The sequence below is a fragment of the Streptomyces sp. PL-25 genome, assembly GCF_058344915.1.
Map to the genome: position 1 here is coordinate 1,619,322 of NZ_CP136997.1, position 25,830 is coordinate 1,645,151.

Below are 25,830 nucleotides of genomic sequence, written 5' to 3' on the forward strand. Positions count from 1 at the left end.
CCCGACCTCTCAGCACGGAAAGGCTGCGCCCATGCCCTTCATCCACGAGTTCCTGCTGCTGGCAGTGATCCCGCTCGCCACCGACATCATTCTGCTCGTCTCCCACCTAGCCACCCTGCGCGGCTTGAGGGACAGCCAGCGCGTCGAAGCCTTCCGGATCCTGGCCGACGCCGTGATGCGTCGCCGATGAACCGAAAGGGGCCACGGCATACCGCCGTGGTCCCTTTCGCAGGCTACGTCTCAGACGTTGAACCCGAGCGCCCGGAGCTGCTCGCGGCCGTCGTCCGTGATCTTGTCCGGGCCCCACGGGGGCATCCAGACCCAGTTGATGCGCAGCTCGTTGACGAGGCCGTCCGTGGCGGACTTGGCCTGGTCCTCGATGACGTCGGTGAGCGGGCAGGCCGCCGACGTCAGGGTCATGTCGACGGTCGCGATGTTGGCGTCGTCGACGTGGATGCCGTAGATGAGTCCCAGGTTGACGACATCGATGCCCAGTTCGGGGTCGACGACGTCCATCAGGGCCTCGCGGAGCTCCTCCTCCGAGGCCGGCTTCATCTCCACGGTCTCGCTCATGCGGTCTTCCTTTCGGCGTCGGCGCCGTCCAGCGCCTGGGCCGTCGCGTCCTTCCAGGCCATCCAGCTCAGCAGGGCGCACTTGACCCGGGCCGGATACTTGGACACCCCGGCGAACGCGACCGCGTCCTCCAGGACCTCCTCCATCGCGTCGTCGGGCTCGATCTTCCCCTTGGACTGCATCAGCTCCAGGAAGGTCTCCTGGATCTTCTGCGCCTCGGCGAGTTCCTTGCCGACCAGCAGGTCGTTCAGCACCGAGGCCGAGGCCTGGCTGATGGAGCAGCCCTGGCCCTCGTAGGAGACGTCCTCGATCGTGGTGCCGTCGTACTTGACACGGAGGGTGATCTCGTCGCCGCACGTCGGGTTGACGTGGTGCACCTCGGCGTCACCGTCCCGCAAGCCCCGCCCGTGCGGGTGCTTGTAGTGGTCCAGGATGACGTCCTGGTACATGGAGTCCAGCTTCACGCCTCAGCCCCTCATCCGAAGAAGTTCCGTACGTGCTCCAGGCCGTCGACCAGCGCGTCGATCTCGGCCGGCGTGGAGTACAGATAGAACGACGCCCGCGTGGTCGCGGGAATTCCGTAGCGCAGGCAGACCGGCCGGGCGCAGTGGTGGCCGACCCGGACCGCGATGCCCTGCTCGTCGAGGACCTGGCCCACGTCGTGCGGGTGGATGTCGCCGAGCGTGAAGGAGATCGCGGCGCCGCGGTCCTCGGCCGTGGTGGGGCCGATGATCCGCAGGTCGGGAACCTCCGCCAGCCGCTTCACCGCGTACTCGGTGAGCGCCTGCTCATGGGCGAGGACCTTGTCCATGCCGATCGAGTTCAGGTAGTCGATCGCCGCGCCCAGGCCGATCGCCTGGGAGATCGGCGGGGTGCCCGCCTCGAACTTGTGCGGGGCGGGGGCGTAGGTCGAGGAGTGCATCGACACCGTCTCGATCATCTCGCCGCCGCCGAGGAACGGAGGCAGGTCCTCCAGCAGCTCCTGGCGGCCCCAGAGCACGCCGATGCCGGTCGGACCGCACATCTTGTGGCCGGTGAAGGCCACGAAGTCGGCCTGGAGCGCCTGCACGTCCAGCGGCATGTGCGGGGCGGCCTGGGAGGCGTCGATGCAGACCAGGGCGCCGACCTCCTGGGCGCGGCGCACTATGGCCTCGACCGGGTTGTGGGTGCCGAGGATGTTGGAGACCAGCACGAAGGAGACGATCTTCGTCTTCTCGGTGATGACCTCGTCGATGTTCGACAGGTCCAGGCGGCCGTCGTCGGTCAGGCCGAACCACTTCAGCTTCGCGCCCGTGCGCTGCGCCAGCAGCTGCCAGGGCACGATGTTGGAGTGGTGCTCCATCTCCGTGATGACGATCTCGGTGTCGTGGTCCACCCGGTAGGGCTCGTCGGCCCAGCCGAGCATGTTCGCCACGAGGTTGAGCGATTCCGAGGCGTTCTTGGTGAAGATCACCTCGTCGCGGCTGGGCGCGTTGACGAACGCCGCGACCTTGTCGCGGGCGCCCTCGTACAGCGCCGTGGCCTCCTCGGCGAGCACGTGCACCCCGCGGTGCACGTTGGCGTTGTGCTGTTCGTAGTACTCGGACAGCACGTCGAGCACCTGGCGCGGGGTCTGGGAGGTCGCCGCGTTGTCCAGGTACACGAGCTTCTTGCCGTCGTGGACGAGTCGGTCCAGGACGGGGAAGTCCTTGCGGATCGCCTCGGTGTCGAGGAGGCCCGGCAGCTGTGTCACGCGGATGCGCCACCCTTCACGTATGCCTCGTAGCCCTCGTTCTCCAGCTTGTCGGCGAGTTCGGCGCCGCCGGACTCGACGATGCGGCCAGCCGAGAAGACATGGACGTAGTCGGGCTTGATGTAGCGCAGGATGCGCGTGTAGTGCGTGATCAGCAGGGTGCCGACCTCGCCGGTCTCGCGGACGCGGTTCACACCCTCGGAGACGATCCGCAGCGCGTCGACGTCCAGGCCGGAGTCCGTCTCGTCGAGGATCGCGACCTTCGGCTTGAGCAGTTCGAGCTGGAGGATCTCGTGGCGCTTCTTCTCACCGCCGGAGAAGCCCTCGTTGACGTTGCGCTCGGCGAAGGAGGGGTCCATGTGGAGCCGCTCCATGGTCTCCTTGACCTCCTTCACCCAGGTGCGCAGCTTGGGGGCCTCGCCGCGGATCGCGGTGGCGGAGGTGCGCAGGAAGTTGGAGACCGAGACGCCGGGGACCTCGACCGGGTACTGCATCGCCAGGAACAGGCCGGCGCGGGCGCGCTCGTCGACGGACATCTCCAGGACGTCCTCGCCGTCGAGGGTGACGGTGCCGCCGGTGATCGTGTACTTCGGGTGACCCGCGAGCGAGTAGGCGAGGGTCGACTTGCCCGAGCCGTTGGGGCCCATGATGGCGTGCGTCTCGCCCTGCTTCACGGTGAGGTCGACGCCCTTGAGGATCTCCTTCGTGGCGTTGTCGGCCTCGACGGTGACGTGCAGGTCTCGGATTTCAAGCGTTGCCATGGGTGCCTCAGGACTCCTGGGAGAGGGAGACGAGCACGTCGTCCCCTTCGATCTTTACGGGGTATACGGGGACGGGACGCGTCGCCGGAAGACTGTCGGGCTTGCCCGAGCGCAGGTCGAAGCGCGAGCCGTGCAGCCAGCACTCGATGTGGCAGTCGTCGACCTCGCCCTCGGACAGCGAGACGTTCGCGTGCGAGCAGATGTCGTTGATGGCGAACACCTCGCCCTCGGTGTGCACCACGGAGATGGGCGTGCCGTCGAGTTCCACCCGCTTGGGGGTGTCCTCCTCCAGCTCGCTCAGCCCGCAGACGCGTACGAAGGTGCCGCTCATGCGACCGACGCCTCCAGCTCCTCCTCGATCCGGGCGAGCAGGCGCTCCTCGATGTCCTTGACACCGATCTGCTGGACCAGTTCGGCGAAGAAGCCGCGGACCACCAGGCGGCGGGCCTCGTGCTCCGGGATGCCGCGGGCCATCAGGTAGAAGAGCTGCTCGTCGTCGAAGCGGCCGGTGGCGGAGGCGTGACCGGCGCCGACGATCTCGCCGGTCTCGATCTCCAGGTTCGGCACGGAGTCGACCCGGGCGCCGTCGGTCAGCACCAGGTTGCGGTTCATCTCGTAGGTGTCGGTGCCCTCGGCGCTGGCCTCGATGAGCACGTCGCCGATCCACACCGCGTGCGCCTGCTCGCCCTGGAGCGCGCCCTTGTAGACCACGTTGGACTTGCAGTGCGGGGCGTCGTGGTCGACGAAGAGCCGGTGCTCCTGGTGCTGGCCCGCGTCGGTGAAGTACAGGCCGAGCAGCTCGGCCTCGCCGCCGGGGGCGGCGTACGTCACGCGCGGGTGCAGCCGGACGACATCGCCGCCGAAGGTGACGACGACCGACTTGAGGGAGGCGTCCCGGCCGATCAGCGCGTTGTGCTGGCCCACGTGGACGGCCTTGTCGTCCCAGTCCTGGACGGAGACGACGGTGAGCTTGGCGCCGTCGCCCAGCAGGTAGTCGACGTTGGCGGCGAGCACCGCGTCACCGGTGTGGTCGATGACGACGACGGCCTCGGCGAAGGCCCCCAGTTCGATGACCTGGTGGCCGTAGGCGACCCCGCCCTCGCCGTGCACCGCGATGCGGATGGGCTCGGTGAGGACGGTCTCCTTGGGGACGCTCACCACCGAGGCCGTCTCGAAGGCGGAGTACGCCTGCGCGGCGACCCGGTCGACCGGCGTGCCGGCCCTGCGGAGCCGCGCGTCGTCACGGCCGACGCTCTCCACGCTCACGCCCTCGGGCGCCTGGACGTCCACCTTCACGCCGCCGCCGGTGGCGGTCGCGGTGCCGTCGTGCAGGCCGCGCAGCCGCTCCAGCGGGGTGAACCGCCACTCCTCCTCGCGGCCGTGCGGGACCGGGAAGTCCGCCACGTCGAAGGACGGCGGCGCGCTCATGCGCGTGGCGACGGTCGACTCCGCGGCGACCGCGATCTGGCCCGCGGTGGTGGAGCCCACGGGTGGGGGTGCCCCCTGTCCGAGCGGGGTCGCGGACTGGGGGGAGTTCTGAGCCTCAGCCATGGCTGTCGGTCTGCTCTCTTCCTACGTCGGTGTTCGCTGGCTGGTTCGCTGGCTGGTCGCTGCCCGGCACGGGGTCAGCCGACCGCGCCTTCCATCTGCAGCTCGATCAGCCGGTTCAGCTCCAGCGCGTACTCCATGGGGAGCTCCTTGGCGATCGGCTCGACGAAGCCGCGCACGATCATCGCCATCGCCTCGAACTCGGTCAGACCGCGGCTCATCAGGTAGAAGAGCTGGTCCTCGGAGACCTTGGAGACGGTCGCCTCGTGGCCCATGGACACGTCGTCCTCGCGGACGTCCACGTAGGGGTAGGTGTCGGAGCGGGAGATGGTGTCGACGAGCAGCGCGTCGCACAGCACGTTGGACTTGGAGCCCGCGGCGCCCTCGCCGATCTCGACCAGGCCGCGGTACGAGGTGCGGCCGCCGCCGCGCGCCACCGACTTGGAGACGATGTTGGAGGAGGTGTTGGGCGCCATGTGGACCATCTTGGAACCGGCGTCCTGGTGCTGGCCCTCGCCCGCGAAGGCGATGGACAGGGTCTCGCCCTTGGCGTGCTCGCCCATCAGGTAGACGGCCGGGTACTTCATCGTCACCTTGGAGCCGATGTTGCCGTCGATCCACTCCATGGTCGCGCCCTCGTAGGCGACGGCGCGCTTGGTGACCAGGTTGTAGACGTTGTTCGACCAGTTCTGGATGGTCGTGTAGCGGCAGCGGGCGTTCTTCTTGACGATGATCTCGACGACCGCGCTGTGCAGGGAATCGCTCTTGTAGATCGGGGCGGTGCAGCCCTCGACGTAGTGCACGTAGGCACCCTCGTCGACGATGATCAGGGTCCGCTCGAACTGGCCCATGTTCTCCGTGTTGATACGGAAGTAGGCCTGGAGCGGGATCTCCACGTGGACGCCCGGCGGGACGTAGATGAAGGAGCCGCCGGACCACACCGCGCTGTTCAGCGACGCGAACTTGTTGTCGCCGACGGGGATGACGGTCCCGAAGTACTCCTTGAAGAGCTCCGGGTGCTCCTTGAGGGCCGTGTCCGTGTCCAGGAAGATGACGCCCTGCTCCTCCAGGTCCTCACGGATCTGGTGGTAGACGACCTCCGACTCGTACTGGGCGGCCACACCGGCGACCAGGCGCTGCTTCTCGGCCTCCGGGATGCCCAGCTTGTCGTAGGTGTTCCTGATGTCCTCGGGCAGGTCCTCCCAGGACTCCGCCTGCTTCTCCGTGGAGCGCACGAAGTACTTGATGTTGTCGAAGTCGATCCCCGACAGGTCCGAGCCCCAGTTCGGCATGGGCTTCTTCTCGAAGAGCCTCAGGCCCTTGAGGCGGAGCTTGGTCATCCACTCCGGCTCGGACTTCTTCGTGGAGATGTCCTTGACGACGTCCTCGTTCAGACCGCGCCGGGCGGAGGCACCGGCCTCGTCGGAGTCGGCCCAGCCGTATTCGTAGTTGCCCAGGCCCTCGAGTTCGGGGTGGGCAGTCTCCGTGGGGAGAGTCATGCGGGGTTCCTCCCGGCCGTGCTGGTGGATGCGGGGTCGCTTGTCTGGGAAATCCTGGGGATGAACGTCGTGCAGACGCCGTCGCCGTGGGCGATGGTCGCCAGTCGCTGGACATGGGTACCCAGCAGCTCGGCGAAGATCTCCGTCTCCGCCTCGCACAGCTGCGGGAACTGTTCCGCGACATGGGCGACCGGGCAGTGGTGCTGGCAGAGCTGCTCGCCCTGCTGCGGGAGGGGCGCGCCGCGTGCGGTGGCAGCGTACCCGTCCAGGCTCAGCGCCTTGGCCAGCGCCTGGGCGCGCTGATCGGGACCGGCCCCCTCGATCGCCTTGCGGTACGCGCGTGCCTGCGCGGCGAAGCGGGCCCGTGCGAAGGCGGCCACCGCCTCCGGGCCGCCCTCCCGCTCGGCGATCCAGCGCATCGCGTCCGCGGCGAGCTTGTCGTACGACTGGTCGAAGGCGTCCCGGCCGCAGTCGGTGAGCGCGAAGACCTTGGCGGGCCGCCCGCGCGTCCGCGCGCCGTACACCCGCCGCTCGCGGGCCTCCACGACGTCGTCGGCGACCAGCGCGTCCAGGTGACGGCGTACGGCCGCCTGGGTGAGGCCCAGCCGTCCGGCCAGCTCGGCGACGGTCGAGGGACCGTGGTCCAGGATGGACCGCGCGACCCGGTTGCGCGTGGAGCGCTCCCCGGTCGCCAGTTCCTCCTGCCGGGCCCCCGTGGGGGTCGCCCGAGCCTCGCCGACGTTTTTCACAACGCCATTGTTGCGTAATTCATCGGGGACTGACAAGCGCCGCCGGGGCGGGCCGACGGTGCCCTGCGTCACTTAGGCATACCTAATCCGACCTGCGGAAACGGTCGGTGATCGATCAAACGGGTGGCGTCGGCACACGCGGTGCGCCACACTCCCTGACCATGCCCACACCCCCTCCGACCGGCCCACTTGTGACCCGCGACACCCTCGCCGAGGACCTGCGCGCACTCGGCGTCCGGCCCGGCGAGACCCTGTTGACACACTCCTCGATGAAGTCCCTCGGCTGGGTCTGCGGAAGCCAGGTCGCCGTCGTCCGGGGGCTGCTCGACGCGCTCGGCCCGGACGGCACCCTCGTCGTCCCCGCCCAGAGCGGCGACCTGTCCGACCCGGCCCTGTGGTCGCGGCCCCCGGTGCCCGAGGCGTGGTGGGACACCATCCGCGCCGCCATGCCCGGCTACGACCCCGCCACCACCCCCACGCTCGGGGTCGGCGTCGTCCCCGAGACCGTCCGCACCTGGCCGGGCGCCCTGCGCAGCGCCCACCCCCAGACGTCGTTCGCCGCGATCGGCCCGCGCGCGCGGGACATCACCGACGGGCACGCCGCCGACTGCCGGCTGGGCGAGCGCAGCCCGCTCGCCCGCCTGGAGGCGCTCGGCGCGCGCGTGCTGCTGCTCGGCACCGGCTACGACACCTGCACCTGCTTCCACCTCGCCGAGTACCGCGTCCCCTCGCCCCGCGTGCGCGTGGGCAGGCCCGGACCGCACGGCTGGGAGACGGTGACCGAGGTCTCGATCGACTCCGGGTGCTTCGGTGACCTCGGACACGACTTCGAACGGGACCGGCCGGTCGTCCGCGGCACCGTGGGCGCCGCCGCGGCCCGGCTGTTCCCGCTGGCCGACGCGGTCGCGTACGCCGAGCGCTGGCTCGCGCTGCACCGTCCCCGTGAGGAGGACATCACGCACCCGGGCACCTGAGAGGTCCGGCGCGTCCCTAGACTCTGGACCCATGCGAAGTGAGCCCGCCCGCCCGTCTCCCGACCACCGTCCCCCGGCGAGACGCTTCGCGCCGCAGCCGGTCGTCGAGATCCGGTCCCTGGTCAAGCGGTACGGCACGAAGACCGCGGTGGACGGCCTCGACCTGGTGGCCGGGCCGGGCGTGACCGCCGTGCTCGGCCCCAACGGCGCCGGCAAGACGACCACGGTCGAGACCTGCGAGGGGTACCGGAGGCCGGACTCGGGCACGGTGCGCGTCCTGGGCCTCGACCCGGTCACCCAGTCCGCCGGGCTGCGCCCCCGGATCGGGGTGATGCTCCAGTCCGGCGGCGTGTACTCGGGGGCGCGGGCCGACGAGATGCTGCGCCACGTCGCGAAGCTGCACGCGCATCCGCTGGACGTGGACGCCCTGATCGAACGGCTGGGCCTCGGAAGCTGCGGCCGGACCGGCTACCGCAGGCTCTCCGGCGGCCAGCAGCAGCGGCTGGCGCTGGCCATGGCCGTGGTCGGCCGGCCCGAGCTGGTCTTCCTGGACGAGCCCACCGCCGGACTCGACCCGCAGGCCCGCCGCGCCACCTGGGACCTGGTCCGCGACCTGCGCACCGACGGGGTCTCCGTGATCCTCACCACGCACCACATGGACGAGGCCGAGCAGCTCGCCGACGACGTCGCGATCATCGACGCCGGCCGGGTCATCGCCCAGGGCTCCCCCGAGGAGCTGTGCCGCGGCGGCGCGGAGAACACCCTGCGCTTCAGCGGCCGCCCCGGACTGGACGTCGCCTCCCTGCTCAAGGCCCTGCCGCCCGAGTCCTCCGCGGCCGAGCTGACGCCCGGCGCCTACCGGGTGGTCGGCGAGGTCGACCCGCAACTGCTCGCCACGGTGACGTCCTGGTGCGCGCAGCACGGGGTGATGCCGGACCGGATCTCCGTCGAACGGCACACGCTGGAGGACGTCTTTCTCGAACTGACGGGCAAGGAGCTGCGCTCATGACCACCACCTCCGCCACCGGCTCCCCCGGCACCTACGTGCCGCGCCCCGGCGCCGCCCCGCTGCCCCGCATGATCGCGGCGCAGGCGGCGCTGGAGACGAGGATGCTGCTGCGCAACGGCGAGCAGCTGCTGCTGACGGTGGTCATCCCCGCGCTGCTGCTGGTGCTGTTCGGCTCGGTGGACATCGTGGACACCGGGGCGGGCAGGTCCGTGGACTTCCTCGCGCCGGGGGTGCTGGCGCTCGCGGTGGTGTCGACGGCGTTCACCGGGCAGGCCATCGCCACCGGCTTCGAGCGCCGCTACGGCGTGCTCAAGCGGCTGGCGTCGTCACCGCTGCCGCGCTGGGGGCTGATGACCGCCAAGACGGCGTCGGTGCTGGTCACCGAGGTGCTCCAGGTGATCCTGCTGACCGTGATCGCCTTCGCTCTCGGCTGGTCCCCGCACGGCAACCCGCTCGTCGTGCTGGTGCTGCTGGTCCTCGGCACGGCGGCCTTCAGCGGGCTGGGCCTGCTGATGGCCGGGACGCTGAGGGCCGAGGCGACCCTGGCCGCCGCCAACCTGGTCTTCCTGCTGCTGCTCGTCGGCGGCGGGGTGATCGTGCCGCTGGACAAGTTCCCCTCCGGCGTCCAGGACGTCCTGGCCCTGCTGCCGGTCTCGGCGCTCTCCGACGGGCTGCGCGACGTCCTCCAGCACGGCGCGGGCATGCCCTGGGGCGACCTCGGGATCCTCGCCGTGTGGGCGGTGGCGGGGCTGGCCGCCGCCGCGAAGTTCTTCCGCTGGGAATAGGCGGCGAAGACACCCCATGGACCCTCGTGAAAGTGTGCACAAGCGGCGGCCTACGATGGAACGCGTGCCGAACCTGACCCGCGACGACGCCGTTGCCGCCGTGCGCAACCCGCTCGCCTTCATCGCCGAACGCTGGACCCCGCAGCCCAGGACCGTCCAGCGGGCGGCCCTCGCCGCGCTCGTCATGGCGGTCGTCATCGTCGTCACCGGGGGCGCCGTCCGGCTGACCGGCTCGGGCCTTGGCTGCCCGACCTGGCCGACCTGCACCGACGACTCGCTGACCACGACCCGCGCGATGGGCTTCCACGGCGTGATCGAGTTCGGCAACCGCATGCTGACGTACGTGCTGTGCGCCGCGGTCGGCTGGGCGATCATCGCCGCCCGCTCGCAGAAGCCGTGGCGGCGCGGGCTGACCCGGCTGGGCTGGGTGCAGTTCTGGGTCGTCATGGGCAACGCGGTGCTCGGCGGCATCGTCGTCCTGGTCGGCCTGAACCCGTACACCGTCGCGGCGCACTTCCTGCTCTCCACGGCGCTGATCGCGGTCGCCACGGTGATGTGGCAGCGCACCCGCGAGGGCGACGGGGCGCCGCGTCCGCTGGTCGGCAAGGCCGTGCAGCAGCTGGTGTGGGTGCTGGTCGCGGCGAGCGTGCTGCTGATCGCGGTGGGCACCGTCGTGACCGGCGCCGGTCCGCACGCGGGCGACTCCGCCGAGGTGGAGCGCATCCCGCTCGACTGGGAGACCGTCGCCAAGGCGCACGCGGTGCTGGCCTGGATCGTGGTCACGCTGACGTTCGCCCTGTGGTTCGTCCTCAAGGCCGTCGACGCCCCCAGGGGCCCCCTGAACCGCACCCGGGACCTGTTCCTGATCCTGCTGTCCCAGGGCGTCATCGGCTATGTCCAGTACTTCACGCATCTGCCCGAGGTGCTGGTGGCCGCGCACATGCTGGGGTCCTGTGTGATGTGGATCGGCGTGCTGCGGGTCCTGCTGTCCCTGCGGGAGCGGTCCGGGGCGGCGGACGGGGCGGACGGCGCGCTGCCGGACACCGCCGACGAGCCCGTCGCGCTGACGAAGGCGTAGCACCCCACCCGCGCGGCCCCGCGCACACGCCGGCCGGTGCGCCGGCGAGGGACCTGGTCCAGGTTCCCCGCCGGCGCACCGGCCGACCGCGTTCCGTGCGCCCCGGTCAGCGGTTGGCGGGGCCGCCGAGCTGGATGCCCGCCATGCGCGTCCACTCGTACGGGCCCGTCCTCACCTTGGCGGCGAACTCGCCGTCGAAGGACTCGTGGACGGTGATCCCCGCCTTCCGCACGGCCTGCTCGGCGATGGCCCAGGTGGGGGCCACGATGTCGCCCCAGGCGCCGTCCTCGCCGACGAGGACGATCCGGGCACCGCGCTCGCCGATGTACGCGACCTGCCCCTCGGCGCCGCCGTGCGCCTTGGAGAAGGAGCCGATCCGGTGGGCGAGGCGGGCCGCCTTGCGCTCGGCCCTGGGGTCAACCTGCTGCGTGTCTGCCATGGCCAGGATGCTACCGACGGGTAGACACAACGGCGACGGGCGGGGTGCGTGGCCTTGGCCACGCACCCCGCCCGTACCGTGCGGGTGCTGCGGGTCAGTGCAGGAAGGGGTCCACCGCCACCGCGACGAACAGGATCGACACATAGGTGATCGACCAGTGGAACAGCCGCATCTCCTTGAGCTTCGTGCCGGTCACCTCGGCCTTGGCGCGGTTCTGGAGCCCGTGCGCCTCCCACAGCCAGAAGCCGCCGGACAGCAGGGCGACCACGGTGTAGAACCAGCCGGTGTAGCCCAGCGGGGTCAGCAGCAGCGAGACGAGGACCATCACCCAGCTGTAGATCACGATCTGCCGGGCGACCACCTTGTTGGAGGCGATGACCGGGAGCATCGGCACGCCCACGCGCGCGTAGTCCTCCTTGACCTTCATGGACAGCGGCCAGTAGTGCGGCGGCGTCCAGAAGAACATCACGAGGAAGAGGATGACCGGCGCCCACGACATGGAGTTCGTGACGGACGACCAGCCGATGAGCACCGGCAGGCAGCCGGCGATGCCGCCCCACACGATGTTCTGCGACGTACGCCGTTTGAGGATCATCGTGTAGACGACGACGTAGAAGAGGAGCGCGCCGAGCGACAGCCAGGCCGACAGCCAGTTGACGGTGAATCCGAACAGCAGTGTGGAGACGACCGCCAGGCCGATGCCGAAGGCGAGGCATTCCCGCGGGCTGACCATTCCGGTGACCAGCGGACGCTGCGAGGTGCGGTCCATCAGCGCGTCGATGTCGCGGTCGATGTACATGTTCAGCGCGTTGGCGCCGCCCGCGGACAGATAACCGCCGACACAGGTGAGCAGCACCAGCCTGAGGCTGGGCACACCCTGCTGTGCCAGGAACATCACCGGCACGGTGGTGATCAGCAGCAGCTCGATGATCCGCGGCTTGGTCAGTGCCACGAACGCCTTGACCCGGGCCCCGAACGGCCGGTGGCTCGGGCTCTGGCCTGCACCGAGTAGTCCCTCGCCCCGGGCCTTGAGGGCCTGGGAGGGACCCCCAGGACGGGATTCGACGGCCGTCACGCACACCCCTGACAGAGACTCCCAGCGAGCCCCGCCCCATGAACGCAGGGTAAAGGCTCGCGCGTACCACGCCACTGTAGACGTTGCCCAGACCCGGACATTCGCGGGGGTGGGGTCGTGTTGGCCGCGCCCGCCCGGCGGCCGTCCGGCCAGGGTCTCACCGCCCGGTCGGCTCCCCCGCCGGACTCCCCTTCGAACGGGCGCGGCCGGGCTCGATCGAGCGATCGGATGAGCGGTCCCCTATTCAGGTGCCGAATTCACTCCCGGTTGGCCGAGAGGCGGATTTCCCGTAGTCCCGTCAGTCTTGAATGACTCGAAAAAACGCACGTCTTTACGGGGGTAGGCTCAACAACGGCCGGCCGACGCCGAGAACGCCGGCAGCCCGTGCGTGGACACACGCACCGGCATCCGACATGTGGAGAGGAGCCCTGACCCAGGGTGAGCACCAAGCCGACCACCACAGACCTCGAGTGGACCGAGTTGGACCAGCGCGCGGTGGACACCGCGCGCGTCCTGGCCGCCGATGCCGTACAGAAGGTCGGAAACGGCCATCCCGGTACGGCCATGAGTCTGGCTCCCGCCGCGTACACCCTCTTCCAGAAGGTGATGCGGCACGACCCGGCCGATCCGCAGTGGGTGGGGCGCGACCGCTTCGTGCTGTCCGCCGGCCACTCCTCCCTGACGCTCTACACCCAGCTCTACCTGGCCGGCTTCGGCCTGGAGCTGGCGGACCTGGAGTCCTTCCGCACCTGGGGCTCCAAGACCCCGGGCCACCCCGAGTACGGGCACACCGCCGGGGTGGAGACCACCACCGGCCCGCTCGGGCAGGGTGTGGCCAACGCGGTGGGCATGGCGATGGCCGCCCGCTACGAGCGCGGCCTCTTCGACCCCGAGGCCCCGCAGGGCGAGTCGCCCTTCGACCACTTCGTCTACTGCGTCGCCGGTGACGGCTGCCTCCAGGAGGGCATCTCGGCCGAGGCGTCCTCGATGGCCGGCCACCAGAAGCTCGGCAACCTGATCCTGCTGTGGGACGACAACCACATCTCGATCGAGGGCGACACCGAGACCGCCGTCTCCGAGGACACCGTCAAGCGGTACGAGGCCTACGGCTGGCACGTGCAGCGCGTGGCGGCCAAGGAGGACGGCGACCTGGACCCGCAGGCGATCTACGCCGCGATCCAGGCGGCCAAGGCGGTCACCGACCGGCCGTCGTTCATCGCGATGCGCTCCATCATCGCCTGGCCCGCCCCGCACGCCCAGAACACCGAGGCCGCGCACGGCTCGGCGCTGGGCGAGGACGAGGTCGCGGCCACCAAGCGCGTCCTCGGCTTCGACCCGGACAAGCACTTCGACGTCTCCGACGAGGTCATCGGCCACACCCGGCAGGCGCTGGAGCGCGGCCGGCAGGCGCGCGAGGAGTGGGAGAAGTCCTTCCAGGCGTGGCGCGCGGCCAACACCGAGCGGGCCGCCGAGTTCGACCGGATCGCCGCCGCCGAGCTGCCCGCCGGCTGGGCCGAGAAGATCCCGGTCTTCGAGGCGGGCAAGAGCGTGGCGACCCGCGCCGCCTCCGGCAGGGTGCTCCAGGCGCTCGGCGAGGTGCTGCCCGAGCTGTGGGGCGGCTCCGCCGACCTGGCCGGCTCCAACAACACCACCATCGACAAGACGTCCTCCTTCCTCCCCGCGGGCAACCCGCTCCCGGAGGCGGACCCCTACGGCCGCACCATCCACTTCGGCATCCGCGAGCACTCGATGGGCGCCGAGCTGAACGGCATCACGCTGCACGGCAACACGCGCGTGTACGGCGGCACCTTCCTGGTCTTCTCCGACTACATGCGCAACGCCGTGCGCCTGTCCGCCCTGATGCACCAGCCGGTGACGTACGTGTGGACGCACGACTCCATCGGCCTCGGCGAGGACGGCCCCACCCACCAGCCCGTCGAACACCTCGCCTCGCTGCGCGCCATCCCCGGACTGAACATCGTCCGCCCGGCCGACGCCAACGAGACCGCCATCGCCTGGGCCGAGATCCAGCGCCGCTGGACCAAGGAGTACGGCAAGGGCGCCCCGCACGGCCTCGCGCTCACCCGCCAGGGCGTGCCGACGTACGAGCCGGACGACGACGCGGCCAAGGGCGGCTACGTGCTGTTCGACGCCGAGGGCGGCGAGCCCGAGGTCATCCTGATCGCCACCGGTTCCGAGGTGCAGCTCGCCGTCGAGGCGCGCGAGCGGCTCCAGGCCGACGGCGTTCCCACGCGCGTGGTGTCCATGCCGTGCGTCGAGTGGTTCGAGGAGCAGGACCAGGGGTACCGGGAGAGCGTGCTGCCCCCGGCCGTGCGGGCGCGCGTCGCGGTCGAGGCCGGTGTCGCGTTGTCCTGGTACAAGTACGTCGGCGACGCCGGACGCATCGTCTCCCTGGAGCACTTCGGTGCCTCCGCCGACGCCAAGGTGCTGTTCCGCGAATTCGGTTTCACCGCCGAGAACGTGGTCGCCAAGGCCCGGGAATCCCTCGCCGCCGCCCAGCGCTGACGCTCATATACGACACGTAGGAGATGCAATTTCCATGACAGACGCACTCAAGCGCCTCTCCGATGAAGGCGTCGCGATCTGGCTGGACGACCTGTCGCGCAAGCGGATCACGTCCGGCAACCTCGCCGAGCTGATCGACCAGCAGCACGTCGTGGGCGTCACCACCAACCCGACGATCTTCCAGAAGGCGATCTCGCAGGGCGACGGCTACGACCAGCAGCTCTCCGACCTCGCGGCCCGCCGGGTCACCGTCGAAGAGGCCATCCGCATGATCACCACGGCGGACGTCCGCGACGCCGCCGACATCCTGCGCCCGGTCTTCGACGCCACCGACGGCCAGGACGGCCGGGTCTCCATCGAGGTCGACCCGCGTCTCGCCCACAACACCAAGGCGACGGTCGCCGAGGCCCGCCAACTGGCCTGGCTGGTGGACCGCCCCAACACGCTCATCAAGATCCCGGCCACCGAGGCGGGGCTGCCGGCGATCGCCGAGACCATCGGCAACGGCATCAGCGTCAACGTCACGCTGATCTTCTCGCTGGAGCGCTACCGCAAGGTCATGGACGCCTTCCTGACCGGCCTGGAGAAGGCCAAGGAGCGCGGCCTGGACCTTTCGAAGATCCACTCGGTGGCGTCCTTCTTCGTCTCCCGCGTCGACACCGAGATCGACCGGCGCATCGACGAACAGGGCACCGACGAGGCCAAGGCACTGCGCGGCAAGGCCGGCGTGGCCAATGCGCGCCTCGCCTACCAGGCGTACGAGGAGGTCTTCTCGTCCGACCGCTGGAGCGCGCTGGAGAACGCGGGCGCCAACAAGCAGCGCCCGCTGTGGGCCTCCACCGGAGTGAAGGACAAGGCGTACAAGGACACCATGTACGTCGAGGAGCTGGTGGCGCCGAACACGGTGAACACCATGCCGGAGGCCACCCTGGAGTCCACCGAGGACCACGGCGAGATCCGCGGCGACGCGGTCCGCGGCACCTACGCGCAGGCCCGCGCCGACCTGGACGCCCTGGAGAAGATCGGGATCTCCTACGACGACGTCGTCCGGGTTCTGGAGGTCGAGGGCGTCGAGAAGTTCGAGTCCTCCTGGAACGACCTGCTGAAGTCGACCGAGGCGGAGCTGGAGCGCCTCGCCCCCGCGGAGGGCTGACGCCTTGTCGTCTCTTTCCGGCAGCGGAGCGAACCCGCTCCGTGACCCCGCCGACCGACGGCTCCCGCGTATCGCGGGGCCGTCGGGCCTGGTCATCTTCGGCGTCACGGGCGACCTGTCCCGCAAGAAGCTGATGCCCGCCGTGTACGACCTCGCCAACCGGGGTCTGCTGCCGCCGGGCTTCTCGCTCGTCGGCTTCGCCCGGCGCGACTGGGAGCACGAGGACTTCGCGCAGGTGGTGCACGACGCCGTCAAGGAACACGCGCGCACCCCCTTCCGCGAGGAGGTCTGGCAGCAGCTCAGCCAGGGCATGCGCTTCGTCCAGGGCACCTTCGACGACGACGAGGCGTTCGAGCGGCTGCGCGCCACGATCGACGAGCTGGACAAGGCACAGGGCACGGGCGGCAACTTCGCCTTCTACCTGTCCGTCCCGCCGAAGTCGTTCCCGGTCGTCATCCAGCAGCTCAAGAAGCACCAGCTGGCCGACCAGACGGGCGGCTCCTGGCGGCGCGCGGTCATCGAGAAGCCGTTCGGCCACGACCTGGAGTCGGCCGAGGAGCTGAACAAGGTCGTCCACGAGGTCTTCGCCCCGGACCAGGTCTTCCGCATCGACCACTACCTGGGCAAGGAGACCGTCCAGAACATCCTGGCGCTCCGCTTCGCCAACACCATGTTCGAACCGATCTGGAACCGGTCCTTCGTGGACCATGTGCAGATCACCATGGCCGAGGACATCGGCATCGGCGGCCGGGCCGGGTACTACGACGGCATCGGCGCCGCCCGCGACGTCATTCAGAACCACCTGCTCCAGCTGATGGCGCTCACCGCGATGGAGGAGCCGTCCTCCTTCGACGCGGACGCGCTGGCGGCGGAGAAGGAGAAGGTGCTCGGCGCCGTCCGGCTGCCCAGGGACCTCGGCGCCTCCGCCGTGCGCGGCCAGTACGCGGCCGGCTGGCAGGGCGGCGAGAAGGTCATCGGGTACCTCGAAGAGGACGGCATCGACCCGAAGTCCAAGACCGACACCTACGCGGCCGTGAAGCTGGGCATCGACAACCGCCGCTGGGCGGGCGTCCCCTTCTATCTGCGCACCGGCAAGCGGCTGGGCCGCCGGGTCACCGAGATCGCGGTGGTCTTCCAGCGGGCCCCGCACTCCCCCTTCGACACCACGGCGACCGAGGAGCTGGGCCAGAACGCGGTCGTCATCCGGGTGCAGCCCGACGAGGGCGTGACCGTGCGGTTCGGTTCCAAGGTGCCGGGCACGTCGATGGAGATCCGGGACGTCTCGATGGACTTCGCCTACGGCGAGTCCTTCACCGAGTCCAGCCCGGAGGCGTACGAGCGGCTGATCCTGGACGTGCTGCTGGGCGACTCCAACCTCTTCCCGCGCACCGAGGAGGTCGAGCTGTCCTGGAAGATCCTCGACCCGATCGAGCGGTACTGGGACAGCCACGGCAGGCCCGCGCAGTACGCGTCCGGGACATGGGGGCCGGCCGAGGCCGACGAGATGCTCGCACGAGACGGACGGAGCTGGCGCAGGCCATGAAGATCGACCTGACCGACACCAACGCCGGGAAGATCAACAAGGCGCTCGTGCGGGGCCGCCGCGCGATCGGCACCCCTGCCGTGGGCATGGTGCTGACCCTCGTCATCGTCACCGACGAGGAGAACGCCTACGACGCGCTCAAGGCCGCCGGTGACGCCTCCCGCGAGCACCCCTCGCGGACCCTGGTCGTCATCCGGCGGGTCTCGCGCACCCTGCGCGACCGCACGTCCTCGCGGCTGGACGCCGAGGTGCGCCTCGGCGCGGAGGCGGGTGCGGGCGAGACGGTCGTACTGCGGCTGTACGGCGAGGTCTGCGACCACGCCCAGTCGGTGGTGCTGCCGCTGCTGCTGCCGGACGCGCCGGTCGTCGTGTGGTGGCCGGTGAACGGCCCGCCGGCCCCGGCCGAGGACCCGCTGGGCGCGCTGGCGCAGCGCCGGGTCACCGACACCTACGCCTGCGAGCGGCCGGTGCGGGAACTGACCGCGCGGGCCGCCGCGTACACCCCGGGCGACACGGATCTCGCGTGGACCCGGATCACGCCCTGGCGCTCCATGCTGGCCGCCGCGCTGGACCAGGTGACCTGCGAGGTCCGGTCGGTCGAGGTGGAGGGCGAGGAGTCCAACCCGAGCTGTGAGCTGCTGGCGATGTGGCTGGCGGACCGGCTGGACGTGCCGGTGAAGCGTTCGCCGTCGGCCGGTCCCGGGCTGACCGGGGTCCGGATGGACACGAGCTGCGGTCCGATCCGGCTGGACCGGGCCGACGGCCGGCTGGCCACGCTGGCCATCCAGGGCCAGCCGGAGCGGGCGGTCGCGCTGAAGCGGCGCGACACGGCCGAGCTGATAGCGGAGGAGCTGCGACGCCTCGACCCGGACGACACCTATGCCTCGGCGCTGCGTTTCGGCGTCGAGCGGCTGAACGGCGGCGAGGCGACGGCCGACGAGCGGGCGCGGGCCGAGGGAGCGGAGGCCGAGGGAGCAGAGGCCGAAGAGGGCCCGGTCGCGGTGGCCACCGCCGAGGAGGACACGGCGAAGGCGCCCGCGCGGCGCGCCGCCGCGAAGACCGCGAGGAAGTCCCCGACCCGGAAGGCGGCGGCGAAGTGAGCACTCCGCAGCTGGTCGTCCACCGTGACAAGGAGCTGATGGCGCAGGCCGCCGCGGCCCGGCTGATCACGAAGATCGTGGACGCGCAGGCGTCGACGGGTTCGGCGTCCGTGGTGCTGACCGGCGGGCGCAACGGCAACGGCGTGCTGGCCGCGCTGGCGGCGGCACCCGCCCGGGACGCCGTCGACTGGACGCGCCTCGACCTGTGGTGGGGCGACGAGCGGTTCCTGCCCGAGGGCGACCCCGAGCGCAACATCACCCAGGCCCGGCAGGCGCTGCTGGACTCCGTACCGCTGGACCCGAAGCGCGTGCACATCATGCCCGCGTCGGACGGCCCGTACGGCACGGACGTCGAGGCGGCGGCCGACGCCTACGCCGAGGAGCTGGCGCGGGCGGCGGGGCCGGAGAACCACGGCGCGGTGCCGGCCTTCGACGTGCTGATGCTGGGCGTCGGCCCGGACACGCATGTGGCGTCCCTGTTCCCCGAGCATCCGGGGGTGCGGGAGACGGAGCGCACGGTCGTCGGTGTGCACGGCTCGCCGAAGCCGCCGCCCACCCGGATCTCGCTGACGCTGCCCGCGATCCGCTCGGCCCGCGAGGTGTGGCTGCTCGCGGCGGGCGAGGACAAGGCGAACGCGGTGGCGATGGCGCTGTCCGGGGCGGGCGAGGTGCAGGCCCCGGCGGCGGGCGCCCACGGCCGGGCCCGCACGCTGTGGCTGCTGGACACGGCGGCCGCTGCGCAGTTGCCCAGGTCGCTGTATCCACCGGCGTCGGCCTGACCGGTCACCGGAGACTCGAACACCCGACGGGGGTGGTGCGGGCGTCGTGCCCGCGCCGCCCCCGTCCGTGCGTCGCGGTCAGCGGCCGTACGGGTTCCGCGGTGCGTGCGGGGGCTGGGGCGGGATGTACGGCGGGGGTGCGGCCGGCCTCGGCGGGACCGGGCGGGGCCGGACGGCGGGATGGGTGTCCAGGCGGATGCCGTGGCGGCTGCGCAGGCGGCCCATCTCCAGCAGGGATATGCCGGTCACGGTGACCGGCGCGCCGAGGACGAACAGGACGCCCAGGGTGAGGCTGAGCCCGTGCAGATCGCCGGTGGCCAGGTCGGGCAGGGCCATCAGCCAGCTCGTCACCGTGGCGAGCAGCGGCGGCAGGCAGCGGTGCACGACCGCGGTGCCGAAGAAGTTCCCCGAGACCAGGTAGGCGCCGTAGCCGACGAAGACGGTGAGCCACAGGGCGGCGAACCCGAGCAGCAGCACGAGCAGCCCGCTGCCCGCCGCCAGCTTCCACAGCACGACCGTGCCGACGATGGTCCCGACGAACGCCAGCAGCAACTGCATCGACCGCAGCAGCGGTTGCCTCAGCTCCCGCACCGGCCCGGTGCGGCGCCAGCGGTACAGCATCGCTCCCACGGTGAGCGGGGTGACGAACAGCAGGACGACGGAGGCCGTCAGCATGTTCTCCAGCATCTCGTCGAAGGCGAAGCCGCCCTGCACGAAGGTGTAGACGCCGACGGCCGCGACCGTCCCGGCGATGATCCGCACGCGTTTGAGCTTCTCCACGTCCGGATCGAGTGCGGGCGGGATCCAGGCCGGGTGGAACACCGCCCGCGCGGCCTCCCTGGGCCGCAGCAGCGACCGCGCCGACAGTTCCCCGCTCAGCCAGCCCTGTGGTGCACCAGCCATGTCGAACTCCCCCGAGTGACGGCTCTGATGATCGTCAGGAGTGTACGGCACCCTCACCGCGCCCCCATCGGCTCATCCGGTGGACTGATGAGACGTCACCTGCCCTTCTCCGGTTCCGACTTCGGGCTGTGTGCGCACGGGTGTCAGCGCGCAGACGGACAGCGCGAAGAACGCGGCCGCGAGCAGCGCCGGGGTGTTCGGACCCCACGCGGCGGCGACGGCGCCGCCGAGCAGGGCGCCCAGCGGTGCCCCGGCGACCGCGAGGGTCCGGAAGGCGGCGCTGACCCGGCCCAGCAGCCCGCCGGGGGTGCGCTGCTGCATCAGCGTGGTGGTGTTGACGTTCCACACCATGCCCATGAGGCCGAAGACGGCCATCGCGGCCGCCAGGGCGGCCAGGTCGCGCACCGTACCGATGACGAGGAGCGCGGCGATCTGCGTCAGACCGGCCAGCAGCACGGCCCGGGGCCGGCCGAGCCGGGCCACCAGCGGCCGGTTGACCGCTCCCCCGGCCAGGCTGCCCACGGTGTAGGCGGTGGTCGCCGCCGCGTAGCCGCCGGGTCCGGTGTGCAGCCAGCCGGTCACCAGGACGACCAGGGTCGCGATGAGGGCGCCCATGCCCACATTGCACAGGGCGGTGGCGGTGCACAGGGCGCGCAGCGCGCGGTCCCGGCGCAGCACACGCAGTCCTTCGGCGATCTCCCGGCGCAGGGTGCTGCCCGCCGGTCTCGGCGGGCGCCGGGGCGCCGCGGTGCGCAGCGAGGCGACCAGCGCGGCGGCCAGCAGGAAGGTGACGGCGTCGGCCGCGAAGGGGACGGCGGCCCCGGCCGCGATCAGGACGGGCACCACCGGACCGCCCAGGAGGCCGCCGGCGACGCGCTGCCCCGTCATCAGCCGGGTGTTGGCGCTGCCGAGCGCCTCGCGGTCCACCAGGGCGGGCAGCAGGGCCGTCGCCGCGTTGTCGAAGAGGGTCTGGAGCGTGGTCAGCGCGAAGGCCAGGGCGATGAGCAGCCCGATCGAGGCGTGCCCGAGGGCGACGGCCACCGCGAAGGCACCGACCAGCAGCGCGCGTACCGCGTCCACCGCTCCCATCGCGCGGCGCTGGTCCACCCGGTCGGCGACGGCTCCGCCGAGCAGTCCGAAGACGATCCAGGGCAGATAGCCGCAGGCGGTGACCGAGGCGATGAGCAGGGGGTCATCGGTCAGTGAGGCGGCGAGCAGGGGCAGGGCGGCCGTGCGCAGCGCGTCACCGAAACTGGACAGCACGGCGGCGCTCCACAGCCGTCCGAACGCCCCGCGCCACGCGGGCTGTGCCACGGCCTGTGCCGCGTCGACCGTCGTCATCGCCGCCCCCTCACGATTCGCTGATGCACAAACCGTAGAGGGCACCACTGACAATCGGCCGGCGGCGGACTGCCGCCCGGATGGGGCCGGCGTCGTCCCGGGCGCCGAGCCGTACCCGACGGGACGTCAGATGCTAGATCTCGCCCCGGAGTTTGGCGAGCGCCTCGGCGAGGATCGCCTCGCCGTCCGCGTCGCTGCGCCGCTCCCGTACGTACGCCAGGTGCGTCTTGTACGGCTCGGTGCGCGGCGGGTCCGGCGGATTGTCCCGGTCCTGTCCGGCCGGGAAGCCGCAGCGCGGGCAGTCCCAGGTGTCGGGGACCTGTGCGTCGCTGGCGAAACTGGGCTGTGTCTCGTGTCCGTTGGAGCACCAGAAGGAGATGCGCAGGCGCGGCGCGGACTCGCCGCGCTCGGCCTCGCCCATCGGCCCCGCCCCGACCCGGCTTCCCCGGATCGCGTTGCCACTTGCCACGGTCGTAACTCCCTGCGTGATGGTGCCGCGAAGCGAGTCGGCGTACCGCTTCGCCGCGAGCGCCTCAGTCTACGTAAGGCCCAACGCGCGTCCAGTGAGGGGAGTTACCGTCCCCCGTACACAGACGCAAGCCCCATGATAGGCCGCGCTGTGGGGCGCGTACCGACCATGGGGCTTTACGTGCGGAATGTGCGGTGTCCGCCGGCTCGTCAGCTGTTGGACTTCATCAGGAGGCCGAGGACGATGATGCACGCGAACCAGAGCACGCCGACCACCACGGTGATGCGGTCCAGGTTGCGCTCGGCGACGGAGGAGCCGCCGACGGACGACTGCATGCCGCCGCCGAACATGTCGGAGAGGCCGCCGCCCTTCCCCTTGTGCATCAGCACCAGCAGCATCAGCAGCAGGCTGAAGACGATCAGGGTGATCGAGAACCCCAAAACCACGGCTGGACCAACTTCCTCGGATTCGGATGGACGACAGGGGCACAGCACCTCGGCTGTGCCCCCGCAAGGGTACGACGTATCGCCGCTACCGCCTACTCACGTCCGGTTCACTGCTCGCGGAACCTGATGATCTTGACGAACTCGTCGGCGTCCAGCGAGGCGCCGCCGACCAGGGCGCCGTCGATGTCGGCCTGGCCCATGATCTCGGCGACGTTGCCCGACTTGACCGAGCCGCCGTACTGGATGCGGACCTTGTCGGCGAGGTCCTGGGAGTACAGCTCGGCGACCTTGGCGCGGATCGCGGCGCAGACCTCCTGGGCGTCCTCGGCGCCGCAGACCTTGCCGGTGCCGATGGCCCAGACGGGCTCGTAGGCGATCACGACGGACTCGGCCTGCTCGGCCGGGAGGTCCTTGAGGCCGCCCTCGACCTGGGCGAGGGTGTGGGAGACGTGGTTGCCCGCCTCGCGGACGTCCAGCTCCTCGCCGACGCACAGGATCGGGGTCAGGCCGTGCTTGTAGGCGGCCTTGACCTTGGCGTTGACCAGCTCGTCGGTCTCGTTGTGGTACCGGCGGCGCTCGGAGTGGCCGATCACCACGTAGGTGCACTTGAGCTTGGCCAGCATCGGGCCCGAGATCTCGCCGGTGTAGGCGCCCGAGTCGTGCTGCGAGATGTCCTGGGCGCCGTACTTGATCTTGAGCTTGTCGCCGTCGACCAGGGTCTGCACCGAGCGCAGGTCGGTGAAGGGCGGCAGGACGGCGACCTCTACGGCGTCGTAGTCCTTGTCGGCCAGGGCGAAGGCGAGCTTCTGGACGTGCGCGATGGCCTCGAGGTGGTTGAGGTTCATCTTCCAGTTGCCCGCCATCAGCGGCGTGCGGGTGGTCATTGAGGTCAGTCCTCCAGTGCTGCGAGGCCGGGGAGCGTCTTGCCCTCGAGGTATTCGAGGGAGGCGCCGCCACCGGTCGAGATGTGGCCGAATGCGTTCTCGTCGAAACCGAGCGTACGGACGGCGGCGGCGGAGTCGCCGCCACCGACCACGGTGAAGCCGTCGGAGTCGACGAGAGCCTGGGCGACCGCCTTGGTGCCCTCGGCGAAGTCGGGGTGCTCGAAGACGCCCATCGGGCCGTTCCAGAAGACGGTGGCGGCGTCGGCGAGCTTGGAGGCGTACAGCTCCCGGGTGCGCGGGCCGATGTCCAGGCCCTCCTGGTCGGCCGGGATGGCGTCCGCCGCGACGGCGGTGGGGTGGGCCGGGGCCTTGGTCTTCAGGTCCGGGAAGTCGGGCGCGACCAGCGTGTCCACCGGCAGCACCAGCTCGACGCCGGTCTTCTCGGCGCGCTCCAGGTACTCCCGGACGGCCGGGATCTGGTCCTCCTGGAGGAGCGACTTGCCGATCTCGTGGCCCTGCGCCTTGAGGAAGGTGTAGGCCATGCCGCCGCCGATGAGCAGCCGGTCGGCCTTGCCGAGGAGCTGGTCGATGACGGCGAGCTTGTCGGAGACCTTCGCGCCGCCGAGGGCGACGACGTAGGGCCGCTTGACGTCCTCGGTGAGCTTCCTCAGGACACCGACCTCGGTGGCGATGAGGTAGCCGGCGTAGTGCGGCAGCCGGGCCGGCAGGTCGTAGACGGAGGCGTGCTTGCGGTGCACCGCGCCGAAGCCGTCGCCGACGTAGACGTCGGCGAGGGCGGCGAGGGCGTCGGCGAACCCGCCGCGCTCGGCGTCGTCCTTGGACGTCTCACCCGGGTTGAAGCGCAGGTTCTCGACGACCGCGACCTGGCCGGGCTCAAGGCCGTCGACGGCGGCGTGCGCGGCGGGGCCGACGGTGTCCTGGGCGAAGGCCACGGGGGCGCCGAGGAGTTCACCGAGCCGTTCGGCGGCGGGCAGCAGCGAGAAGGCGGGGTCCGGGGCGCCCTTGGGGCGGCCCAGGTGGGAGGCCACGATCACCTTGGCGCCGGCGCCGGCGAGTGCCTTGACGGTGGGCAGCACGGCGCGGATGCGGCCGTCGTCGGTGATGACACCGTCGGCCAGCGGCACGTTGAGGTCGGCGCGGACGAAGACCCGCTTGCCGTCCACGCCTTCGGTGAGGAGTTCGTCGATCGTCTTCATGGAAATGGGACTCCTGAGGAGGGGCTCTTGATCGTACGAGGACCGGTCGATCCGCACGCGGGCGGGCCGGGCGGCCCGGCTCGCCGTACGTGCGTCAGGGCCCGGACCGCGCCGAGGTGCGCTGCCCGAGCCCTGTTCTCACATCGAGGTGCCTGCTCTGCCGATCAGAGCTGGTCGCCGACGAAGACCGTGAGGTCGACGAGGCGGTTGGAGTAGCCCCACTCGTTGTCGTACCAGCCGAGGATCTTCACCGACTTGTCGTCCTGGACCATGGTCAGGGACGAGTCGAAGGTGCAGGAGGCCGGGTCGCCCACGATGTCCGAGGAGACGATCGGGTCCTCGGTGTAGACGAGGTAGCCCTTGAGCGCGCCGTCCTCGGCGGCCTTCTTGAACGCGGCGTTGACCTCGTCCTTGGTGACGTCGCGCTGGAGGGTGACGACCAGGTCGGTGGCCGAGCCGGTGGGGACCGGGACGCGCATCGCGATGCCGTCCAGCTTGCCCTTGAGCTGCGGCAGGACCAGGGCGGTGGCCTTGGCGGCACCGGTGGTGGTCGGGATGATGTTCTCGGCGGCGGCACGGGCGCGGCGCAGGTCCTTGTGCGGGAAGTCCAGGATGCGCTGGTCGTTGGTGTACGCGTGCACCGTGGTCATCAGACCCCGGACGATGCCGAAGTTCTCGTCGAGGACCTTCGCCATCGGCGCCACACAGTTGGTGGTGCAGGAGGCGTTCGAGATGATGTTGTGGTTCGCCGGGTCGTACTCGTCCTGGTTGACGCCCATGACGATGGTGATGTCCTCGTCCTTGGCCGGAGCCGAGATGAGGACCTTCTTCGCGCCGCCGGCCAGGTGCTTGGCGGCGTCTTCCTTCTTGGTGAAGATGCCGGTGGACTCGATGACGATGTCCACGCCCAGCTCACCCCAGGGGATGTCGGCCGGGTTGCGCTCGGAGAGGACCTTGATGGTCCTGCCGTCGACGGTGATGCTGTCCTCGGTGTGCGTGACCTCCTGCTTGAGGCGGCCGAGGATGGTGTCGTACTTCAGCAGGTGGGCGGTGGTCGCGGTGTCACCCAGGTCGTTGACAGCCACGATCTCGATGTCCGCACCCTGCTCCAGCAGCGCGCGGAAGTAGTTACGACCGATGCGGCCAAAGCCGTTGATGCCTACGCGGATCGTCACGAACCGATCTCCTCGTTGGTACGCCGGTTTCGACGCCGGCGAGCTGTATTTGGGATGTCCCCGACCACCCCC

General features: G+C 70.6%; 27 protein-coding genes. 10 read left to right on the plus strand and 17 right to left on the minus strand.

Features of this window, described 5'->3' with window-relative positions:
- Positions 1–31 precede the first annotated feature (31 nt).
- Positions 32–190 carry a hypothetical protein gene (locus tag R4Z62_RS07205; RefSeq protein WP_491519363.1) on the plus strand — a complete coding sequence of 53 codons (159 nt, stop codon included), beginning with the start codon at positions 32–34 and terminating at the stop codon, positions 188–190.
- Positions 191–240: 50 nt separating this feature from the next.
- Here the strand turns inward: R4Z62_RS07205 and R4Z62_RS07210 are convergent, their stop codons facing one another.
- From R4Z62_RS07210 to R4Z62_RS07245, 8 genes are all read right to left on the minus strand, one after another.
- On the minus strand, positions 241–573 hold the full coding sequence (locus R4Z62_RS07210) for a metal-sulfur cluster assembly factor (RefSeq protein WP_009187969.1): 333 nt from the start codon (positions 571–573) through the stop codon (positions 241–243).
- Complete coding sequence (gene sufU, locus R4Z62_RS07215) at positions 570–1,037, minus strand: Fe-S cluster assembly sulfur transfer protein SufU (RefSeq protein WP_064532275.1); 468 nt, start codon at positions 1,035–1,037, stop codon at positions 570–572. Before sufU ends, R4Z62_RS07210 begins: the two co-directional genes overlap by 4 nt.
- A gap of 11 nt (positions 1,038–1,048) precedes the next feature.
- A complete protein-coding gene (locus R4Z62_RS07220) occupies positions 1,049–2,305 on the minus strand; it encodes a cysteine desulfurase (RefSeq protein WP_064532277.1) in 1,257 nt (418 codons plus the stop codon).
- Positions 2,302–3,066, minus strand: a complete 765-nt coding sequence (sufC, locus tag R4Z62_RS07225) for a Fe-S cluster assembly ATPase SufC (RefSeq protein WP_064532279.1) — start codon at positions 3,064–3,066, stop codon at positions 2,302–2,304. Before sufC ends, R4Z62_RS07220 begins: the two co-directional genes overlap by 4 nt.
- Before the next feature lie 7 nt (positions 3,067–3,073).
- Entirely contained in the window at positions 3,074–3,397 is a 324-nt protein-coding gene (locus tag R4Z62_RS07230) for a non-heme iron oxygenase ferredoxin subunit (protein WP_018567630.1), read from the minus strand.
- Positions 3,394–4,617: a Fe-S cluster assembly protein SufD gene (gene sufD, locus R4Z62_RS07235; protein ID WP_389474442.1), complete on the minus strand. Its 1,224-nt coding sequence runs from the start codon at positions 4,615–4,617 to the stop codon at positions 3,394–3,396. The genes R4Z62_RS07230 and sufD overlap by 4 nt, the downstream gene beginning before the upstream one ends.
- A 74-nt stretch (positions 4,618–4,691) precedes the next feature.
- Positions 4,692–6,113 (minus strand): Fe-S cluster assembly protein SufB, encoded by a 1,422-nt coding sequence (sufB, locus tag R4Z62_RS07240; RefSeq protein ID WP_491519364.1) that lies wholly within the window; start codon positions 6,111–6,113, stop codon positions 4,692–4,694.
- Entirely contained in the window at positions 6,110–6,862 is a 753-nt protein-coding gene (locus R4Z62_RS07245; protein ID WP_491519365.1) for a helix-turn-helix transcriptional regulator, read from the minus strand. Before R4Z62_RS07245 ends, sufB begins: the two co-directional genes overlap by 4 nt.
- Before the next feature lie 161 nt (positions 6,863–7,023).
- Here R4Z62_RS07245 and R4Z62_RS07250 point away from each other — a divergent pair, with 161 nt between their 5' ends.
- The 4 genes from R4Z62_RS07250 to R4Z62_RS07265 are packed head-to-tail and all read left to right on the plus strand — an operon-like array spanning position 7,024 to position 10,708.
- Positions 7,024–7,836: an AAC(3) family N-acetyltransferase gene (locus R4Z62_RS07250; RefSeq protein WP_064532287.1), complete on the plus strand. Its 813-nt coding sequence runs from the start codon at positions 7,024–7,026 to the stop codon at positions 7,834–7,836.
- A 31-nt stretch (positions 7,837–7,867) separates the two neighbouring features.
- The gene (locus R4Z62_RS07255) at positions 7,868–8,845 is read left to right on the plus strand and encodes an ABC transporter ATP-binding protein (RefSeq protein WP_237305312.1); all 978 of its coding nucleotides are present in this window, start codon (positions 7,868–7,870) and stop codon (positions 8,843–8,845) included.
- Positions 8,842–9,630 (plus strand): ABC transporter permease, encoded by a 789-nt coding sequence (locus R4Z62_RS07260; protein ID WP_491519366.1) that lies wholly within the window; start codon positions 8,842–8,844, stop codon positions 9,628–9,630. The genes R4Z62_RS07255 and R4Z62_RS07260 overlap by 4 nt, the downstream gene beginning before the upstream one ends.
- A 55-nt stretch (positions 9,631–9,685) precedes the next feature.
- Positions 9,686–10,708: a COX15/CtaA family protein gene (locus R4Z62_RS07265; RefSeq protein WP_491519367.1), complete on the plus strand. Its 1,023-nt coding sequence runs from the start codon at positions 9,686–9,688 to the stop codon at positions 10,706–10,708.
- 106 nt (positions 10,709–10,814) lie between these two features.
- On the opposite strand, the gene R4Z62_RS07270 is transcribed toward R4Z62_RS07265, so the two are convergent.
- A complete protein-coding gene (locus R4Z62_RS07270) occupies positions 10,815–11,147 on the minus strand; it encodes a hypothetical protein (protein WP_491519368.1) in 333 nt (110 codons plus the stop codon).
- Positions 11,148–11,241: 94 nt separating this feature from the next.
- The gene (locus tag R4Z62_RS07275) at positions 11,242–12,228 is read right to left on the minus strand and encodes a heme o synthase (RefSeq protein WP_079158864.1); all 987 of its coding nucleotides are present in this window, start codon (positions 12,226–12,228) and stop codon (positions 11,242–11,244) included.
- A 432-nt stretch (positions 12,229–12,660) separates the two neighbouring features.
- Here R4Z62_RS07275 and tkt point away from each other — a divergent pair, with 432 nt between their 5' ends.
- Genes tkt through pgl form a run of 5 tightly spaced genes read left to right on the plus strand, consistent with a single transcriptional unit; the run spans position 12,661 to position 19,323 of the window.
- On the plus strand, positions 12,661–14,748 hold the full coding sequence (gene tkt / locus R4Z62_RS07280) for a transketolase (protein ID WP_491519369.1): 2,088 nt from the start codon (positions 12,661–12,663) through the stop codon (positions 14,746–14,748).
- Between the two features lie 34 nt (positions 14,749–14,782).
- Positions 14,783–15,901 carry a transaldolase gene (gene tal / locus R4Z62_RS07285; protein ID WP_064532297.1) on the plus strand — a complete coding sequence of 373 codons (1,119 nt, stop codon included), beginning with the start codon at positions 14,783–14,785 and terminating at the stop codon, positions 15,899–15,901.
- Between the two features lie 4 nt (positions 15,902–15,905).
- Entirely contained in the window at positions 15,906–17,444 is a 1,539-nt protein-coding gene (gene zwf / locus R4Z62_RS07290; protein ID WP_064532300.1) for a glucose-6-phosphate dehydrogenase, read from the plus strand.
- Positions 17,441–18,544, plus strand: a complete 1,104-nt coding sequence (opcA, locus tag R4Z62_RS07295; protein ID WP_491519370.1) for a glucose-6-phosphate dehydrogenase assembly protein OpcA — start codon at positions 17,441–17,443, stop codon at positions 18,542–18,544. The genes zwf and opcA overlap by 4 nt, the downstream gene beginning before the upstream one ends.
- Positions 18,541–19,323 (plus strand): 6-phosphogluconolactonase, encoded by a 783-nt coding sequence (pgl, locus tag R4Z62_RS07300; RefSeq protein WP_018567616.1) that lies wholly within the window; start codon positions 18,541–18,543, stop codon positions 19,321–19,323. Before opcA ends, pgl begins: the two co-directional genes overlap by 4 nt.
- Before the next feature lie 78 nt (positions 19,324–19,401).
- Here pgl and R4Z62_RS07305 read toward each other — a convergent pair whose 3' ends face one another.
- The 7 genes from R4Z62_RS07305 to gap all read right to left on the minus strand — a co-directional run bounded on the left by R4Z62_RS07305 (position 19,402) and on the right by gap (position 25,758).
- Positions 19,402–20,226 (minus strand): hypothetical protein, encoded by an 825-nt coding sequence (locus tag R4Z62_RS07305; RefSeq protein WP_491519371.1) that lies wholly within the window; start codon positions 20,224–20,226, stop codon positions 19,402–19,404.
- A 72-nt stretch (positions 20,227–20,298) separates the two neighbouring features.
- Entirely contained in the window at positions 20,299–21,567 is a 1,269-nt protein-coding gene (locus R4Z62_RS07310; protein WP_382846003.1) for an MFS transporter, read from the minus strand.
- Between the two features lie 133 nt (positions 21,568–21,700).
- The gene (locus R4Z62_RS07315; RefSeq protein ID WP_003957010.1) at positions 21,701–22,036 is read right to left on the minus strand and encodes an RNA polymerase-binding protein RbpA; all 336 of its coding nucleotides are present in this window, start codon (positions 22,034–22,036) and stop codon (positions 21,701–21,703) included.
- A 209-nt stretch (positions 22,037–22,245) separates the two neighbouring features.
- Positions 22,246–22,482 carry a preprotein translocase subunit SecG gene (gene secG, locus R4Z62_RS07320; protein ID WP_079158865.1) on the minus strand — a complete coding sequence of 79 codons (237 nt, stop codon included), beginning with the start codon at positions 22,480–22,482 and terminating at the stop codon, positions 22,246–22,248.
- Positions 22,483–22,589: 107 nt separating this feature from the next.
- A complete protein-coding gene (gene tpiA / locus R4Z62_RS07325) occupies positions 22,590–23,366 on the minus strand; it encodes a triose-phosphate isomerase (RefSeq protein WP_491519372.1) in 777 nt (258 codons plus the stop codon).
- 5 nt (positions 23,367–23,371) lie between these two features.
- The gene (locus R4Z62_RS07330; RefSeq protein WP_355480792.1) at positions 23,372–24,583 is read right to left on the minus strand and encodes a phosphoglycerate kinase; all 1,212 of its coding nucleotides are present in this window, start codon (positions 24,581–24,583) and stop codon (positions 23,372–23,374) included.
- 164 nt (positions 24,584–24,747) lie between these two features.
- Complete coding sequence (gene gap / locus R4Z62_RS07335) at positions 24,748–25,758, minus strand: type I glyceraldehyde-3-phosphate dehydrogenase (protein WP_018567610.1); 1,011 nt, start codon at positions 25,756–25,758, stop codon at positions 24,748–24,750.
- Positions 25,759–25,830: the final 72 nt, after the last annotated feature.